This window comes from Nonomuraea endophytica (genome assembly GCF_014203235.1).
In the GTDB taxonomy this organism is placed as follows: domain Bacteria; phylum Actinomycetota; class Actinomycetes; order Streptosporangiales; family Streptosporangiaceae; genus Nonomuraea; species Nonomuraea endophytica.
Window position 1 is genome coordinate 44757 of sequence record NZ_JACHIN010000003.1, and the last position, 15972, is coordinate 60728.

The window sequence follows — 15972 nt, forward strand, 5'->3', positions numbered from 1 at the left end:
CTTTCGCCACGCTGGGCGGATGAACGTGCCCTATCGGCAGATCCGTGCCGTCTACACCGAGGAGACGATCACCGTCTACCAGGCCTACGACCCGGCCATCGCCGTTCCGGCGGTCGCGGCGCAGCGGTTCGTGGCGCCGTTCAAGCGCGAGCGGATGACGTGGATCAAGCCGTCGTTCCTCTGGATGATGTACCGCTGCGGCTACGCCACCAAGCCCGGCCAGGCCCACGTGCTGGCCGTCGACATCAGCCGCGACGGCTTCGCGTGGGCGCTGGCCAACGCGTCGCTGAGCCATCACGGCGGTGAGGAGGTGCGCGGCAAGCCGGTACGGGTGCAGTGGGACCCGGAGCGCGACCTCCACCACAACCCGCTGCCGCATCGCTCGATCCAGATAGGGCTGTCCGGCGAGGCGGTCACCCGCTACGCCGACGAGTGGATCACCGCCATCCGCGACGTCACCCCACAGGTCAAGGCCGTGCACGCGGCGTTGCGGGCCAAGCGGGACGTCGCCGCGCTGCTGCCCGACGAGCGTCCCTACCCGCTCGGCGCCGAGCTGGCCGCCGTCGTCCGGGCCTCCTAGAGAGCGGCCCACAACCCCTCGGGGACCGGGGTACGGAAGTCCGCCACGTTGGCCAGCACCTGGGCCGGAGTGTGGGCCCCGATGAGGATCGAGCGCACGGCCGGATGGCGCAGCGGGAAACGCATCGCGGCCCCCGCCACCGGCACCCCGAACGCCGCGCAGGCGTCCAGGATCGGCCGGACCTCCGGCGGCGGATCGGCGGGCGGCCCGGCCAGCAGCCCCCGGTGGAACAGGCTGGCCGCCACCACCGGGATGCCGCGCTCGGCGCACAGCGGCAGAAGCTCATCGAAGGCGGTACGGCGCAGCAGCGTGCACTGGTTGGCGGCCAGCAGCACGTCGGGATCGGCGTTCCTGACGAAGTCGGCGAGCATCGCGGGCTGGTTCATGCCGACGCCGATCGCCTTCACCACCCCCTGCGCCCGCAGGTCGGCCAGGGTCGCGAACGCCTCGTCGAGTGCCTGGGGCCAGTGGCGGTCGGGGTCGTGGACGAGCAGGATGTCGACGTGGCCGGTGCCGAGCCGTTCCAGCGACTCCTCCAGGCTGCGCAGGACGCCGTCGCGGGAGAAGTCCCAGACGGCGTGCCGGTCGTCGGCCACGGCGAAGATCCCCGGCCCGCCGGGTCCCGGCCTGATCAGCCGGCCCACCTTGGTCGACAGCACGTACTCCGAGCGGGGCCGTTCGCGCAGCGCCGCACCGAGACGGCGCTCGGCCAGGCCGAGCCCGTAGTAGGGGGCGGTGTCGAAGTAGCGGATGCCCGACTCCCAGGCGGCGTCCACGACCTCGCGGGCCTGCCGGTCGCTGATGGGACGCAGGTAGTTGCCGAGCGGGCCGCCGCCCAGCCCCAGCTCGGGCAGGTGGGGCAGGGTCACGGGGCGGGTTCCAGGTGGAGCCAGGTGGTGACGACCTCGGTGACGGCCTCCAGGTGGTGGTCCTCGCCGGCCTCGACGATGAGCACGTCTCCGGCGGCGAAGCCGGACACCTCGCCGTCGAGGTGGATCCGGCCGGTGCCGGACAGGATGAGGAAGATCTCGGGATCGGGATGGGTGTGCGGGCCCCGGTTGTGGCTGATCTGACCGGGGGGCAGGGTGGAGACGCCGCCGGACTCGACCCGGTAGCCGGGTAACGAGATCCCGTCGCCGTGCTCGGCCAGCGTGCTCCTGCGCATCGTGGCTCCTTTCCGAAGGCTCAGAAGACCCGGAGTCTCTGAAGCCCCCGGAGTTTCTGGAGAAGAAGGGGTGCGTGCGCGCCCCTGGCACCGGGCGCGCACGCGGTCTGTGGCGACAGAACGCCGGTCGCTGAGACGACGTCAGTTGAGACGCCGTCAGCGGAGACGGCGTCAGGCGAGGACGCCGCTCTCCTTGGCCGCCCGCTCGATCGCGGTCAGTTCGTCGGCGGTGAAGCCGAGGCGGTCCACGGCGGCGGCGTTGGCCGCGAGCTGCTCGGGGCTGGAGGCGCCGACGAGCACCGAGGTGATCCGCTGGTCGCGCAGCGCCCAGGCGAGGGCGAGCTGCGCCACCGATTGCCCGCGATCAGCCGAAATTTCCGACAGTTGCCGTACGAAAGCCAGCACCTCCTCCGTCACCCGGTCAGCCGTCAGGAACCGCCCCTCGGCCGCCCGCGAGTCCGCCGGGATGCCCGCCAGATACCGGTCCGTCAGCAACCCCTGGGCCAGCGGCGAATACACCACGCAGCCCACGCCCTCCCGCTCCAGCACTCCCAGCAGTTCGTCCTCGATGTCGCGCCGCAGCAGCGAGTAAACAGGCTGGTGCACCAGCAGCGGCGTGCCCAGGGAGCGCAGCAGCCCGGCGATGGCCGCCGTGCGGTCCGGCGCGAAGTTCGACACACCCACGTACAGAGCCCGGCCGGTGCGGACCATGTGGTCCAGCGCCGCGGCCTGCTCCTCCAGCGGCGTGTCCTTGTCGTCGCGGTGCAGATAGTAGATGTCGACGTGGTCCAGGCCGAGGCGGCCGAGCGACTGGTCCAGGGTGGCCAGCAGGTGCTTGCGGGAGTTGCCCTTGCCGTAGGGGCCGTCCCACATGGGGTTGCCGCCCTTGGTGGTGACCACGATCTCGTCCCGCATGCCGCGCAGGTCGAGCCGGAAGATCGAGCCGAACGTGCGCTCGGCGGCGCCGAGCGGCGGGCCGTACCGGTCGGCGAGGTCGAAATGGGTGATGCCGAGGTCGAGGGCCGCGCGCACGATCGCGCGCTGACTCTCCGGCGTACGGCCGTCGCCGAAGTTGTGCCAGAGCCCGAGGGAGACAGCGGGCAGCAGCAGCCCGCTGCGCCCGCACCGTCGATAGTCCACGTACTACCTTCCTGCGATTCCGGTCAGAGTGACGCCCCTGATGAAGGTCTTCTGGGCGATGAAGAAGATGATCACAATGGGCATCATGGCGATCAAGGCCACGGCCATCATCTGGTTGTACTGCGTGGCGAACTGGTCGGTGAACAGCCCGAGCCCCATGGGCAGCGTGAACTTCTCGGTCGTCCTGATGTAGATGACCGATTCCAGGTACTGGTTCCAGTTGCCCACGAAGGAGAACAGGCAGATGGCGGCCAGCGCCGGCTTCGACAGCGGCAGCATGACCCGCCACAGGATCCGCAGTTCGGAGGCGCCGTCGATGCGGGCGGCGTCGATGAGCTCCTGCGGGATCGTGGTGAAGAACTGCCGCAGCAGGAAGATGTAGAGCGCCACCCCGAAGAACTCCGGCACGATCAGCGGCAGGTACGTGTCCACCCAGCCGATCTTGGAGAACAGGATGAACTTCGGCACCAGCGTGATCTCCCGCGGGATCATCATGGTGGCCAGCAGCGCGCCGAACATCAGCGTGGCCGCCCGCGCCCGCATCCGCGCGAACGCGTAGGCGGGCAGGACGCACGAGATCAGGTTGCCCAGCATGGACAGCGCGGTGATCAGCACGGTGTTGAGCATGAACCGCGTGTAGTCCAGCGACCCGAACCAGCCGCGCGAGTAGTTCTCCCAGTGGAAGGAGTCGGGCAGCCACTGCGGCGGGAAGGCGAGGTTCTCCGCGTCGGACTTCAGCGACGTCGTGATCATCCACAGGAACGGCAGCACGAACACGACGGTGCTCGCGATGAGCAGCACGTACGCGCCCGCCCGCTGCGCCCGCCGGATCCGCTCGGTCTGCGCCGGGGTGAGGGTCCTCGGCTCCGCTCTCTTCAGCAGCATCGGGACCTCACTTGAACTCGTAGTGCACCCAGCGCCTGGCCAGGGCGAACTGGATGGCGGTGACAGCGATGATGATGGCGAACATGGCCCACGAGAGCGCCGCGGCGTACCCCATGTCGAAGTAGACGAAGGCGTGCCGGTAGATGTAGAGGCCGAGCACCATCGTGGCGTTGCCGGGCCCGCCCTCGGTCATGGCCAGGATGAGCACGTAGCCCTGCAGGGCGCCGATGAAGCCGGTGACCACGTTGAAGAAGATGACCGGCGACATCATCGGCACGGTGACGCTCCAGAAGCGCCGCCACCAGCCGGCGCCGTCGATCTCGGCCGCCTCGTAGAGCGACTTCGGGATGCCCTGGAGCCCGGCGAGGTAGATGACGATGGTGTTGCCGGCACCCCACACGGCCATGAGCACCAGCGCCGGGATGGCCCACTCCTGGGAGGCGAGCCAGCCGGGCCCGGTGATGCCGACCGTGGCCAGGACCTTGTTGATCAGGCCGTAGTCGGGGTGCAGGATGTTCAGCCACAGCAGCGCCGTCGCCAGCCCGGAGACCACCGACGGCATGTACATGACGGTGCGGAACAGGCCCTGGAAGCGCAGCGGCTGGTTGAGCAGCAGCGCCATCACGAACGTGAACGTGACGCCGAGCGCGACGTAGCCGACCCCGTACTGGACGGTGTTCTCGATCGACTCCCAGAACTCGGGGTCGCCGAACATGCGCTCGTAGTTGGCCAGGCCCACCCACTGAGGCGCCTTCAGCAGGTTCCACTCCATGAAGCTGATGACGATGGCCGCGATGATCGGGCCGGCCGTGAACAGGATGAACCCCAGCAGCCACGGCGAGACGAACAGGTGGAAGCGCCGCGCCTCGCGCTGGGCGAGCGTGGCCATCACGCGATCTTGTTCTCGGCGAGCAGCGGGCCGACCTTGGCGGCGATCTCGTCCAGGGCCGCCTTGACGTCGATCTTGCCGAGCATCGCGCGTTCCCAGATGGGCTTGGCCGTGTCGACCGCCTTCTTGGTGGCCGGCAGGCGCAGCACGCCGTCACTGGTGGCGTAGTCGGCGAGGATCTCCTTGACCAGTTCGGCCGTCTCCGCCGGGATGCCGAGCGCCTCGGCGTTGGGCAGCCACGCCGACTGGCGCGCCGGGGCGCTGATACGGCGGAACTGGTAGCCGGATGACGACAGGTACTCGTAGATGTAGAGCCACGCCGCCTCCTTCTGCTGGGAGGCCTCGGTGATGACCAGGGCGCTGCCGACGGCGGGGGAGAAGCGGCCCTGCGGGCCCTTCGGCACGTGCGTGGCGCCCCACTTGAACGCCTTCTGCTTGGCCAGTTCCGTCATGATCCAGGCGCCGTTGATGTGCATGGCGGCGTGGCCGGACTTCCACGGGTCGACCTTCTCCAGCAGGAGCTCCTCGGCCAGGCTCGGCGTGACACCGTCCTTGAGCAGCAGGTCGAGCCACATGCCGAGGGTCTTGACCGCCTCGGGGGAGTTGATCTGGACCTGGGTCTCGTCGGGGGAGAGGAACCGCCCGCCGTACGGCATGAGGAAGACGGTGGACAGGTCGGGGGCGGGCTTCGGGGTCGGCGAGAAGCCGAAGATCTTCGTGGCGCCGGAGCCGCTCTTGAGCTTCTTGGCGGTCTCGATCATCTTCTCGAAGGTCCAGGTCTCGTCCGGGTACTTCAGTCCGGCCTTGTCGAAGATGTCCTTGTTGAAGAACAGCAGCTTGGGGGCCATGTCGGTGGGCAGGCCGTAGAGCTTGCCGCCGCGCTCGAAGTAGGCGAGCCCGGCCTTGGGCAGGTCGTCCCTGGCGAAGTCGGGGGACCTGGCGATGAAGTCCTCCAGCGGGGCGACGATGTTGTTGGAGATGAAGTTCTGGGTCCAGGAGTAGTGGTTGTACATGACGTCGGGCAGGGAGCCGCCCGCGGCCTGGGCCATGTACTTGGTGAGGAAGCCGTCGAAGGTCGAGGTCTCGCGCTTGATCTCGATGTTCGGGTGGCGCTTCTTGAAGAAGTAGTCGAACTGCATGTTGCGCACCTCGGCGATCACGTCCGAGGTGGAGGCGATGGTGATCGTCACCTTGGCCGCGGGGTCGGCCACGTCCGACTTGGGCCACTGCAGCGAGTTGTAGAGCTTCTCGGCCTCCTCGAACGGCCAGGTGTCGTTGCCGGGCCGGTTGGGGTCGATGGTCTGGATGCCCGTCTTGACCGGCGCGGCGGCCTGCTTCTGCTGGCGGGTGTCGCCCCCGCAGGCGGCGATGACGGGCATGGACGCGGCGGCTACGGCGAGGGCCAGCATCCGGCGGCGGTTCATGTCCATGGATGACCTCTTTCAGAGGAAGATCTCGATGGCCGGCACCGCCACGTCGGGACGCCGCACCGGCGGTTGGGGGATGAAAGGTGCCGGGCGCACACAGGCCTCACGGTCAGTCTCGCCGTAAAGGTCCGATGACTCAGGGGCATGGCCGTACCGTAGACCTGGTAATTAACTTCGTCAAGAATTGAATTGCAATCGCTTGCAACCTAGGCTCGGGCGCACTGTGAGCTAGCCATGGAGGCTTCCGTGCCCAAATGGACCTGTGCTGCCGACGATCTGGAAGCAGTGATCGAGCTCTCGCCTGACGGCGAGCTTTCATGGGAGGTGCGGCACGCCGGCCGGGTGGTCGTCAGCCCTTCCCGGCTGGGCCTGAAGGCGGCCCACGCCGACCTCACCCGTGGCCTGGCGTTCGAGGGGATCACCAGCCGGGCCGTCGACGAGACCTACGAGACCGTGACCGGCAAAAGCCGCGCGCACCGCTACACCGCCACCGAATGGACCCTCGCCTTCAGCCAGGGTTTGGAGCTCCAGGTGCGGGTGGGGTCGGGCGGGGTGGCGTACCGGTATCGGGTCAGCTGGACCGGCCCCGTCACGATTTGCGATGAAATTTCGGAGTATGTGGTGCCGGCGGCGGCCCGCGCCATCCTCCTGCCTTACGAGAACGGCCGCTGCGACTACGAGGAGATCCACCACCACACCACCGTCGAGCGGGCCGAGCCGATCCTGTACGGCTACCCGTCGCTGTTCCAGATCGGCGAGAGCTGGATGCTGGTCACCGAGTCGAACCTGGACAGCGGCTACGCCGGCACCCGCCTCGCCTTCGACGGCGCCGCCTTCCGTCTCGACCTGCCCGACCCGTACGTCACCGCGGCCTCTCCGCTGGTCACGCCCTGGCGCACGGCGATCGTCGGCGACCTCGCCGCCATCGTGGCCAGCGACCTGGTGACCAGCCTGGCGGAGCCGTCCCGGGTGGCCGACGCCTCCTGGGTCAAGCCGGGCGCCGCCGCCTGGTCCTGGTGGTCGGACGGCCCCTCGACCCGCGACCTGGAGGCCCAGAAGGTCTGGGTGGACTTCGCCGCCGGGATGGGCTGGCCGTACGTGCTGGCCGACGCCGGATGGAACAAGGAGTGGATGCCCGAGCTCATCGCCTACGCCCGCGAGCGCGGCGTCGGCATCTGGCTCTGGTCGCACTGGCAGCACGTCGACACCCCGCTGGAGCACCGCGAGAAGCTCACCCTCTGGAAGGAGTGGGGCGCGGTCGGCGTGAAGATCGACTTCACCGAGTCCGACGGCCAGGACCGCATGCGCTGGTTCGACTCCATCCTGGAGGCCACCGCGCGGCTGGAGCTCATGGTCGTCTTCCACGGCGGCACGATCCCGCGCGGCACCGAGCGCACCTGGCCGCACTTCATGACCGCCGAGGCGGTCAAGGGCGCCGAGTGGATCAAGCCGAAACCCGGCAAGGAACCGCTCTACCCGCCCGCGCACTACCTGTCGCTGGCCTGCACCCGCAACGTGCAGGGCCCGATGGACTTCACCCCCGTCACCTTCACCGCCGTGCGCAGCATCTCGGCCGGGTTCGAGCTCGCGCTCGCCGTCCTGTTCGAGTCCGGCGTGCAGCACTTCGCCGACAGCATCGAGGCGTACGGCGCGCGTCCCGAAGCCCGGCGCCTGCTCTCCCGGGTCCCGATCGCCTGGGACGAGACCCGCCTGCTGTCCGGCGACCCGGCCGACCACCTCGTTCTGGCCCGTCGCGACGGCGAGGTCTGGTACGTGGCCTGCGGCACCGCGGGCGAACCCCGCGTGATCACGGTCGCGCTCGACTTCCTCGATGAAGGGGAGTGGACGGCGGAGATCTACCAGGACGCCCCAGACGACGGCGTCGCGGCCGAGGAGGCCGAGGTCGCCCCGGGCGCCAAGCTCGACATCCCCGTGGCCGCCAACGGCGGTTTCACCTTACGGCTGGCCCGGCGCCAGCCGTAATGACCGGAAAGAGGACCCGTGCATCCCACCCGGATCGGCGCCGCCACGGCGGCGACCGCCCTCGCCCTCGGTGTCTTCACCAACGCGCAGGCCGAGCCCCTGCACGACAGGGGCGGCACGCTCGTCGCGCAGACCACCGCCACCCACGCCCGCGTCCACAGCGACCGCCGCCCGATGGGCGCGGGCCTGTACGACCGGAAGGCGGACCGGACCTACGTCTCCTGGATGGGCAAGGACTCCGACGCCTACTTCCAGGACTACGACCACAAGGGCGGCCGCTGGAGCACGCCGGTCAAGATCGGCTCCTCCTTCAAGGACAAGCACAACTACCCGGTCATGGTCCAGGCCGACGACGGCAAGCTGCTGGTCTTCCACGGCGCGCACAACTCGCCGCTGCGCCTGGCCACGCGGGCGGCCGACGGCACGTGGAGCGATCGCAGCCTCGGTGACGTCGCGCCCTACTACGCCTCCTACCCGATGGCGCTGAAGGCCCGCAACGGCGACGTCTACGTCTTCTTCCGCGACACGCTCAAGGAGGACGACAAGACGGCCTTCGTCGACGACCGGCCGATGCAGTACCTCATGTCCACCGACGACGGCGTGACCTGGAAGAGCTCGGGCGAGCTGACCGGCCACCCGTACGTCCTCGGCTCCGAGCGCGAGGACAACATGGACGAGGTCTACGTCGCCGAGATGACCGAGTACGGCGGCCGCTTCCACATGCTCTGGACCATGGCGGGCGGCGGCAAGCCGGACGTCCACGGCCACGGCACCCAGATCCACGACGTGTTCTACGCCGTCTTCGACCCGGCCACCCGGCACTTCTCCACGGTCGCCGGCGAGGACCTCGGCACCCAGCTCGACCAGGCCGAGATGCTGGACAAGGCGATCGTCTGGCGCAGCAACAGGGAACTGCTGCACGGCACCGGCTTCACCCACTCGGTCCAGGTCATGGCCGACGGCAGGCCGGTGATCGTCTTCTACGACAACCAGACCGGCGGCCAGCGCGCCTGGCTGACCGCGGGCCGCTGGAACGGCCGCTCGTGGGACTTCACCCGCCTCACCGAGGAGTACGGCCTGCTCGACAGCGAGAAGACCGGCCCCCACACGCTCCGGGTCTACACCACCAGGGGCAGTGAATCGGGCATCACCGCCTTCACCCTCGACCGCGGCCGGAACTGGCGGCAGGGGCAGTACATCTGGACCGACACCAAGCTGCAGAAGGGCAACGTGATCGAGGGCGGCAAGGACCCGGTCCGCATGCTCGCCGAGACCAACACCGGCACTCAGGACCAGACCGTGCAGACCGGCAACGTCTACGCCGTGGGAGAGATTCGATGATCAGGCAGATCGCTGCGGCGCTCGTACTGGTGGCCGCCTTCACACCGTCCGCAGCAGCGCAGGCCGCGGGCGACCGCTGGGACCTGCGCTGGAACCCCAGCCCGTCGCGCGACGGCGTCGACGCCTTCGAGGCGCTGGAGGACGACCGGCGCGGCTCGCACGCCGACGGCATGCCGCACGTCTACACCGACAGGAACGCCTGGCGCTTCGACATGCACAACGTGGACCGCGACGGCTCCGACCGCCAGCGCAACGAGGTACGCGGCATGCGCGACGGCCGGGGCCGCGCCCTGGAGATGCGCAAGGACGAGACCTGGCGGATCAGCTGGCAGATGTACATCCCCGACACCCTGGACGCCACCTCCAGCTTCAGCCACATCTGGCAGCTCAAGACCTCCGACATCGGCACCCCGGTCGCCCAGCTCTCCCTGCCGATCAAGAGCGGCGTGCAGAAGATCGAGGCCCGCTACTGGACGCTGGCCGACAACGCCACGCACGGCTTCGCCTCCTACGACCTGGAGGCGATCCAGAACAAGTGGGTCACCACCACGATCGAGATCAAGTCCAGCGACAAGGGCTACATGCGCTGGGTGCTGAAGGACGGCCACCGCACGCTGGTGGACCAGCGGATCGACGACATCGACTTCTACTGGACCGAAGAGCAGTACAACCGTCCGAAGTGGGGCATCTACCGCAGCATCCGCAGCACCGGGCTCCAGGACACGCACATGCTGGTCAGGGATCTCAAGGCGTGGACACTGGGGCCGGTCAACCCGCCGGTCCGGCTGCCGGCGCCCGACCCGGCCGCGTACGAGGCCGAGCGCAAGGGCACGCTCTTCGAGGGCGCGGCCGAACCCGTCTACTGCCGGATCTGCTCCGGCGGGCTCAAGACCATCCTCATCGGCGGCAACACCTACGACTACACCACGGTCAAGGGCATCCTCTCCGAGACCACCGCGACCAAGGAGATGACCGTCCACGCCGTCGTCAACGGCACCCAGTCCTTCCGCATCAGCGTCAACGGCGCAGACTCGGTCGAGGTGCCCATGACCGGCACCCCCGACACGATCACCACGACGACCGTCCAGGTGCCGCTCATCGCGGGCGTCAACAACATCCGCTTCTTCAACCTCACCGCCAGGACGCCCGAGCTCGACAAGATCGTCATCAGGTAGGAGCGGAGCATGGATCTCACCAGACGCGGGTTACTGGCCGCCGGCGGCGCGCTGGCGTTCACCGCCGCCGCGGGCGCGGCGCCCGCGCGGGCGGGCACCCTCTGGCAGTCTGACCTCGTGCGTTACGACCGCCGCGGCCGCCTCGTCTACACCGCCGACGCCGAGGGCAACCGCGTACCGGACTTCAGCCACGCGGGCTACCGGGGCGGCGAGCGGCCCATCCCGCACGTGCGCGTGGTCAAGGTGATCAGGCCCGTCGAGGGCGACAACACCGCGCACGTCCAGGCCGCGCTGGACGAGGTGGCTGCGCTGCCCCGGCAGCGCCGCGGCGCGCTGCTGCTGTCACCCGGCCTCTATCCGGTCGCGGGCACCCTGTACGTGCGCGCCGACGGCCTCGTGCTGCGCGGCGCGGGCGACGGGGCCGACCCGGCGGCGAACACGATCATCAAGGCCACCGGCAACACGCCCAAGGACCGCAACGTCATCGTGGTCGGCGGCGTCTCGGGCGGCGGCTGGCGCGGTGAGGTTCCGGGCACGCGTACCGACATCATGAGCGACTTCGTGCAGGTGGGCGCGCGCCAGTTCCAGGTCGCCGATCCGGGCGCGCTGCGGGCCGGGCACAACGTCGTCATCACCCATCCCTGCACCGAGGAGTGGCTGAAGGCGATCGACCACGGCGGGCACGACGTCGGCCCGCCGTGGAAGGTGGGGGAGCACCCCCTCTCCTTCAACCGCTACATCACCGACGTCTCCGGGAACGTCGTGACGGTCGACGTGCCGCTCTACAACCACCTCAACCGCGCCCACAGCACGTCCTTCCTCTACACCTGGGACCGGGCCGGGCTGGTCACCGAGGTCGGCGTGGAGCGCCTGCGCGTCGACATCGAGTACACGGGCGACCCCGAGCAGGACGAGAACCACGCCTACAACGCGATCTACCTGCTGCGCTGCGAGGACGCGTGGGTACGCGACTGCACCGCCCTGCACTTCACCCAGGCCGGCTTCGCCACCCAGGAGACCACCCGCGCCACCATCCAGAACTGCCGCGCCGTCGACCCGGTCAGCATCGTCACCGGCAGCCGCCGCTACAACTTCAACACCTACACCTACTCGCAGCAGATCCTGTTCAAGGACTGCTACGCCTACAAGGCCAGGCACGCCTTCGTCTCCAACGGCCACAGCACGGTCTCCGGCATCGTGTTCCTGCGCGGCGTCGCGGAACACGCGCTCAACTCCAGCGAGGGCCACCGCCGCTGGTCGCAGGGCCTGCTCTTCGACGGCCACCGCGACCTCGACCCGCACTACGACTACACGCTCGGCCTGTACAACCGCGGCCGCTACGGCACCTCGCACGGCTGGTCGGCGGCCCACTCCGTCGCCTGGAACTGCGACGTGTCCACCAGCAAGCTGATCGTCCAGAAGCCGCCCACGGCCCAGAACTACGCGATCGGCTGCCGCGGGACGATCACCGGCGACGGCCCGTTCGCCCAGCCCGCAGGCCACATCGAGGGCGCCAACCGGCCCGGCCTGCTGCCGCCCTCGCTCTACCAGGCACAGTTCTTCGACCGCCACCGATGAGTTCCGGCTTCCTCCGGGGTCTGTACAGGAAAGCGATCCACGACCTCGGAGGAAGACATGACCAGCCCCGTCCTGGACAGCATGCTGTTGGCCAGCACCGACCCGGTCCGGCTGAGCGAATGGTACGCGGCGGCGCTGGAGCCGGCCGAGACGGCCGACCTCGGCGACTACCGCTACCTGCGCTTCGGCACGTTCGGCGTGCTCTTCGACCGGCGTGCCGACGTGAGCGGCAAGAACCCCGAACCCGCCAGGATGATTCTCAACTTCCAGGTGGACGACGCGAGGGAGGTCACCGCCCGCATGGAAGGGCTCGGGGTGACCTGGCTGGCCCCGCTGGAGGACCGCGACGGCAGCCTGTTCGCCACCGCGATCGACCCCGACGGCAACTACGTCCAGGTCATCCAGCTCAGCCCCGAGCACCGCGCGGAAATGGGGGCGAAGTGATGTTCGGCCAGACCAAGGCGTTCAGCGGGTTCTCCGTCGACGACGTGCCCAAGGCCAAGGCGTTCTACGAGGGCGTGCTCGGCCTGCGGGTGTCGGAGGAGAACGGGATGCTCACCCTGCACATCGCCGGTGAGCGCGACATCCTCGTCTACCCCAAGGGCGAGGCCCACGAGCCCGCCGGCTACACCATTCTCAACTTCCCGGTCGACGACGTCGACAAGGCCGTCGGGCAGCTCGCCGGGCGCGGCGTGGAGTTCGCCCGCTACCCGGGCTTCGAGCAGGAGGCCAACGGTGTTATGCGGGCCGGCGGGCCGCCGATCGCGTGGTTCACCGACCCGGCCGGCAACGTGCTGTCGGTCATCCAGATCTGACCAGCTCGAGCAGGCCGCCGGTGGGCACCGTGATCTGGTGCGTGCCGGCGGCCTCGAACGCGTGCGCGCCCCGGCCCACGACCTCGCCGCGGCAGTCGTAGACGGTGGCGCGGGCCGTACCGGCGAGGGCGGAGGTGAGCAGGACGGCGGGGTCGTCGTCGGCGTTGGCCAGCCACAGCGTGCCCGACGAGGGCACCGCGACCGGCACCGGCGCGTAGCGCGCGGCGATCACCACGCCGTCTCCCCGCGCGGTGACCAGCGGATACTGCAGGTCGGGCCGTGACGGCCGCAGCTCCCCGCGCTGCAGCACCTCGGCGTGCTCCTTCACGAACCCCAGCCAGAAGCGCAGCGCCGCCGTCTGCGCCGCGCTCTGCGCGGTGAGGTCCACGGAGATCTGCGGCACCGCGAACAACACGTTGATCAGCTGCACGGCGACGCGCTCGGCGCTCTCCGACGGGTGCCACATCATCATGTCCGCGTGTACGGCCAGCGGCCCCGCGACCAGGCGCAGGTCGATCGTGCGCTGGCGGTTGTGCAGCGCGCTGAGCGGGCAGTCGGAGGCGCGCACCATCGCGGCCCGCCCCCAGAGCCCCGGGCTGATGTACGGCTGCCGCAGTTCGATCGGCGCGTCCGCGGGCAGGCGCGCGGCCAGCTCGGCCAGCAGGAGGCGCACGCCCTCGTTGACTGTCGCGCAGTCGGCCTCGGGGCCGGGCTCCGGCGGGTCCTCGACGGCGAACTGGTCGATGAAGTCGATCTTGAGCCCGTCCACGCCCCAGTCCTCGACGGCGCGGGCGAGGTTGTCGGTGAGCAGGTCGCGGATGTGGGGGTAGCGGGGGTCGACGACGACGGCGTTCATGTGGGGCTTGTAGGTGAGGCTGTAGTCCTGGACCTGGTCCCAGAGCGGGGTGTGGCGGCCGACGAAGGGGAGGGCGTACCAGAGCAGGTAGGCGAGGCCGTGGGCGCGGACCTTGGCCACGTGTCCGGAAATGTCGGGGAACGCGGTGGGGGAGGGCAGCCACTCGCCCACGTAGCCGTAGCCGCGGCCCCGGTCGTCGCTGTGCCAGCCGTCGTCCACGATGATCGCCTCGCAGCCCAGCTCGGCGGCGGCGGCCGCCTGGCGTTCCACGCTTTCCGCGCTCACGTGCTGCTGCATGGCGTACCAGGTGGAGTAGGCGGGCATCCGCGCGGCGCGCGGCGCCTCCCGCGCGCCGCGCCCGGCCGACCACCAAGTCGTGACGCCGACCAGCGTGTCGGCGAAGTGCCGGCCGCTGAGGTCGAGCCGCAGCACGAGGCCGGCCCCCGGGGCGGCCCTGTGCTCGGCCCAGAAGCCGAAGTCACCCGTCTCCTCGACCACGCCGGTGCGGATCAGCACCGGCCGCACGACCTCGGCCACCGCGTACGTGCACACCGACACGTCGCCCGCGCCGATCAGCGCGCCCACCGGCGCGCCCTTCTCCAGCGAGGTCCGGCGCGGGCGGCGCCAGAACGGCGGCAGGCCCCGGTGCTCGCCGCTGTCGGGCACCCAGAAGGCGGTCACGTCCACGCACGGCACCCGCCACGCCACGCGCACTGTCGCCGGCGCGCCCGGCGTCACCCGCACCTCCACCACGCCGTCGCCGGTGTGGACGACCTCCCACGCCAGCTCGACGGGCGCGTCGGCGGCGGCCGCCGCCACCGCGCTCGCCTGGGCCACCAGGTCGCCGATGCCCACGGGGATCTCCACCACGCCCGAGGTCGCGGCGGTGTCGTGGGGCTGCCAGATGGTCGCGGTCACTCATCTCTCCTGGAGGGTGAAGAGGGTCTGGATGGCCACCGCGGCGGCGCCGCGGGCCCACTGCTCGAACGGCGATGGCCGCAGGATCAGGCGGCAGTCGGCGGCCGCGCCGAAGGCCTGCTGGGTGAAGGCGGCGCGGAGCTGGTCCTCGAACAGCTCGTAGGCCGCCAGCCCCGGCATGTCGCCGCTGACGATGATGCGTTCGGGGCCGATGAGGTTGGCCATGGCCGCCATCGCCCGCCCGATCGCCTCGCCGGCGCGGGCGAAGACCGCCATGGCGGCCGGCGAGCCCGAGCGGGCCGCGGCCATGGCGCCGTCGAGTGTCAGCGTCTCGTCGCCCAGCGCCGCGCGGGCCGCCGCGACGACGGCCGGGGTGCCCGCGATGGCCTCCACGCAGCCGTGGCCGCCGCAGTGGCAGGGCGGGCTGTCGCCGCCGACGGGCACGTGACCGATCTCGCCGGCCACGCCGCGCGCCCCGGCCACCAGGCGATCGTCCACCACGACCGCGCAGCCGATGCCGAGCCCGACCGTGACCAGCGCGAACGACGAGGCGCCCACGCCCTCGCCGAACCAGTGCTCGGCCACGGTGAGCGCCTTGACGTCGTTCTCCACGGTGACGGTCAGGCCGGTCGCGGCCCTGGCCAGCTCGCCGAGCGGCACCTCGTGCCAGCGCAGGAAGGGGGAGTAGCGCACCAGCCCGGTGCTCTTGTCGACGTCGCCGGAGATGGCCAGGCCGAGGGAGTGGCAGCGCTCGCGGTAGCCGGGCGCGCGGCCGAGCAGCTCGTCGGCGAGCGCCTTCAGCTCCGCCACCACGTGCTCGGGGGTGCGCGCGCTCAGCGACCGGTGGGCCTCCTCGACGACCTGGGCGCGCAGGTCGGTGACGACGCCGATGAGGTCGTCGTCGGTGATCTTCACGCCGACGAAGAACTCCCGGTCGGGGTGGATGGCCAGCGGGCTGGCCGGGCGACCGGCGCCGGGGCCGGTACGCTCGGTGGCCGCCATCTCGAAGAGGTATCCCGCGTCGATGAACGGCCTGGCCGCCTTGGTGACGGCCGCCGACGACAGGCCGGTGCGCCTGGCGATCTCCACCCGGGAGACCGGACCCTGCGTCAGGACCATGGTGAAGACGGTGGCGGAGGCCGGGCTCGTGATCGTGGCCGCCCGCCCGCGCGAGGGATCCAGCATGGCCGCATAGTAGCAGTAATTAACTTCGTCAAGAA

15 protein-coding genes are annotated in these 15972 nt (G+C 70.1%); 7 read left to right on the forward strand and 8 right to left on the reverse strand.

Annotated elements, in window-relative coordinates; genetic code table 11:
• Positions 1–19 precede the first annotated feature (19 nt).
• Entirely contained in the window at positions 20–580 is a 561-nt protein-coding gene (locus HNR40_RS12185) for a DUF4291 domain-containing protein (protein ID WP_184960601.1), read from the forward strand.
• Here HNR40_RS12185 and HNR40_RS12190 read toward each other — a convergent pair.
• The 6 genes from HNR40_RS12190 to HNR40_RS12215 form a co-directional block, all read right to left on the reverse strand.
• Complete coding sequence (locus HNR40_RS12190) at positions 577–1449, reverse strand: aldo/keto reductase (RefSeq protein ID WP_184960602.1); 873 nt, start codon at positions 1447–1449, stop codon at positions 577–579. The two genes, HNR40_RS12185 and HNR40_RS12190, sit on opposite strands and share 4 nt — an antisense overlap.
• Positions 1446–1745, reverse strand: a complete 300-nt coding sequence (locus HNR40_RS12195) for a cupin domain-containing protein (RefSeq protein WP_184960603.1) — start codon at positions 1743–1745, stop codon at positions 1446–1448. The genes HNR40_RS12190 and HNR40_RS12195 overlap by 4 nt, the downstream gene beginning before the upstream one ends.
• 171 nt (positions 1746–1916) lie before the next feature.
• Complete coding sequence (locus HNR40_RS12200) at positions 1917–2885, reverse strand: aldo/keto reductase (RefSeq protein ID WP_184960604.1); 969 nt, start codon at positions 2883–2885, stop codon at positions 1917–1919.
• Positions 2886–2888: 3 nt separating this feature from the next.
• Positions 2889–3770 carry a carbohydrate ABC transporter permease gene (locus HNR40_RS12205; protein WP_184960605.1) on the reverse strand — a complete coding sequence of 294 codons (882 nt, stop codon included), beginning with the start codon at positions 3768–3770 and terminating at the stop codon, positions 2889–2891.
• A gap of 7 nt (positions 3771–3777) precedes the next feature.
• On the reverse strand, positions 3778–4659 hold the full coding sequence (locus tag HNR40_RS12210; RefSeq protein WP_184960606.1) for a carbohydrate ABC transporter permease: 882 nt from the start codon (positions 4657–4659) through the stop codon (positions 3778–3780).
• On the reverse strand, positions 4659–6089 hold the full coding sequence (locus HNR40_RS12215; RefSeq protein ID WP_184960607.1) for an ABC transporter substrate-binding protein: 1431 nt from the start codon (positions 6087–6089) through the stop codon (positions 4659–4661). The genes HNR40_RS12210 and HNR40_RS12215 overlap by 1 nt, the downstream gene beginning before the upstream one ends.
• A 243-nt stretch (positions 6090–6332) precedes the next feature.
• Between HNR40_RS12215 and HNR40_RS12220 the strand changes: the two genes are divergently transcribed.
• From HNR40_RS12220 to HNR40_RS12245, 6 genes are read left to right on the forward strand one after another with little or no spacing between them, the layout of a single operon-like run.
• Entirely contained in the window at positions 6333–8069 is a 1737-nt protein-coding gene (locus HNR40_RS12220) for a glycoside hydrolase family 97 protein (RefSeq protein ID WP_184960608.1), read from the forward strand.
• An 18-nt stretch (positions 8070–8087) separates the two neighbouring features.
• On the forward strand, positions 8088–9410 hold the full coding sequence (locus tag HNR40_RS12225) for a BNR-4 repeat-containing protein (protein WP_184960609.1): 1323 nt from the start codon (positions 8088–8090) through the stop codon (positions 9408–9410).
• Positions 9407–10585, forward strand: a complete 1179-nt coding sequence (locus tag HNR40_RS12230) for a carbohydrate-binding protein (protein ID WP_184960610.1) — start codon at positions 9407–9409, stop codon at positions 10583–10585. Before HNR40_RS12225 ends, HNR40_RS12230 begins: the two co-directional genes overlap by 4 nt.
• Before the next feature lie 9 nt (positions 10586–10594).
• Positions 10595–12163, forward strand: coding sequence for a right-handed parallel beta-helix repeat-containing protein (locus HNR40_RS12235; protein WP_184960611.1), 1569 nt, complete (start codon positions 10595–10597; stop codon positions 12161–12163).
• Between the two features lie 57 nt (positions 12164–12220).
• Entirely contained in the window at positions 12221–12607 is a 387-nt protein-coding gene (locus HNR40_RS12240) for a VOC family protein (RefSeq protein WP_184960612.1), read from the forward strand.
• On the forward strand, positions 12607–12978 hold the full coding sequence (locus HNR40_RS12245; protein ID WP_184960613.1) for a VOC family protein: 372 nt from the start codon (positions 12607–12609) through the stop codon (positions 12976–12978). The genes HNR40_RS12240 and HNR40_RS12245 overlap by 1 nt, the downstream gene beginning before the upstream one ends.
• Here the strand turns inward: HNR40_RS12245 and HNR40_RS12250 are convergent.
• Both HNR40_RS12250 and HNR40_RS12255 read right to left on the reverse strand, forming a co-directional pair.
• Positions 12965–14752 (reverse strand): glycoside hydrolase family 36 protein, encoded by a 1788-nt coding sequence (locus tag HNR40_RS12250; RefSeq protein ID WP_312896304.1) that lies wholly within the window; start codon positions 14750–14752, stop codon positions 12965–12967. The genes HNR40_RS12245 and HNR40_RS12250 overlap by 14 nt on opposite strands.
• A complete protein-coding gene (locus HNR40_RS12255; RefSeq protein ID WP_184960614.1) occupies positions 14753–15937 on the reverse strand; it encodes an ROK family protein in 1185 nt (394 codons plus the stop codon). It abuts the gene before it with no gap.
• Positions 15938–15972: the final 35 nt, after the last annotated feature.

Coding starts and splice junctions, on each gene's coding strand:
- HNR40_RS12185 (WP_184960601.1), top strand. CDS start 20: ATGAACGTGCCCTATCGGCAGATCCGTGCCGTCTACACCGAGGAGACG.
- HNR40_RS12195 (WP_184960603.1), bottom strand. CDS start 1,745: ATGCGCAGGAGCACGCTGGCCGAGCACGGCGACGGGATCTCGTTACCC.
- HNR40_RS12205 (WP_184960605.1), bottom strand. CDS start 3,770: ATGCTGCTGAAGAGAGCGGAGCCGAGGACCCTCACCCCGGCGCAGACC.
- HNR40_RS12210 (WP_184960606.1), bottom strand. CDS start 4,659: ATGGCCACGCTCGCCCAGCGCGAGGCGCGGCGCTTCCACCTGTTCGTC.
- HNR40_RS12215 (WP_184960607.1), bottom strand. CDS start 6,089: ATGGACATGAACCGCCGCCGGATGCTGGCCCTCGCCGTAGCCGCCGCG.
- HNR40_RS12230 (WP_184960610.1), top strand. CDS start 9,407: ATGATCAGGCAGATCGCTGCGGCGCTCGTACTGGTGGCCGCCTTCACA.
- HNR40_RS12235 (WP_184960611.1), top strand. CDS start 10,595: ATGGATCTCACCAGACGCGGGTTACTGGCCGCCGGCGGCGCGCTGGCG.
- HNR40_RS12240 (WP_184960612.1), top strand. CDS start 12,221: ATGACCAGCCCCGTCCTGGACAGCATGCTGTTGGCCAGCACCGACCCG.
- HNR40_RS12245 (WP_184960613.1), top strand. CDS start 12,607: ATGTTCGGCCAGACCAAGGCGTTCAGCGGGTTCTCCGTCGACGACGTG.
- HNR40_RS12255 (WP_184960614.1), bottom strand. CDS start 15,937: ATGCTGGATCCCTCGCGCGGGCGGGCGGCCACGATCACGAGCCCGGCC.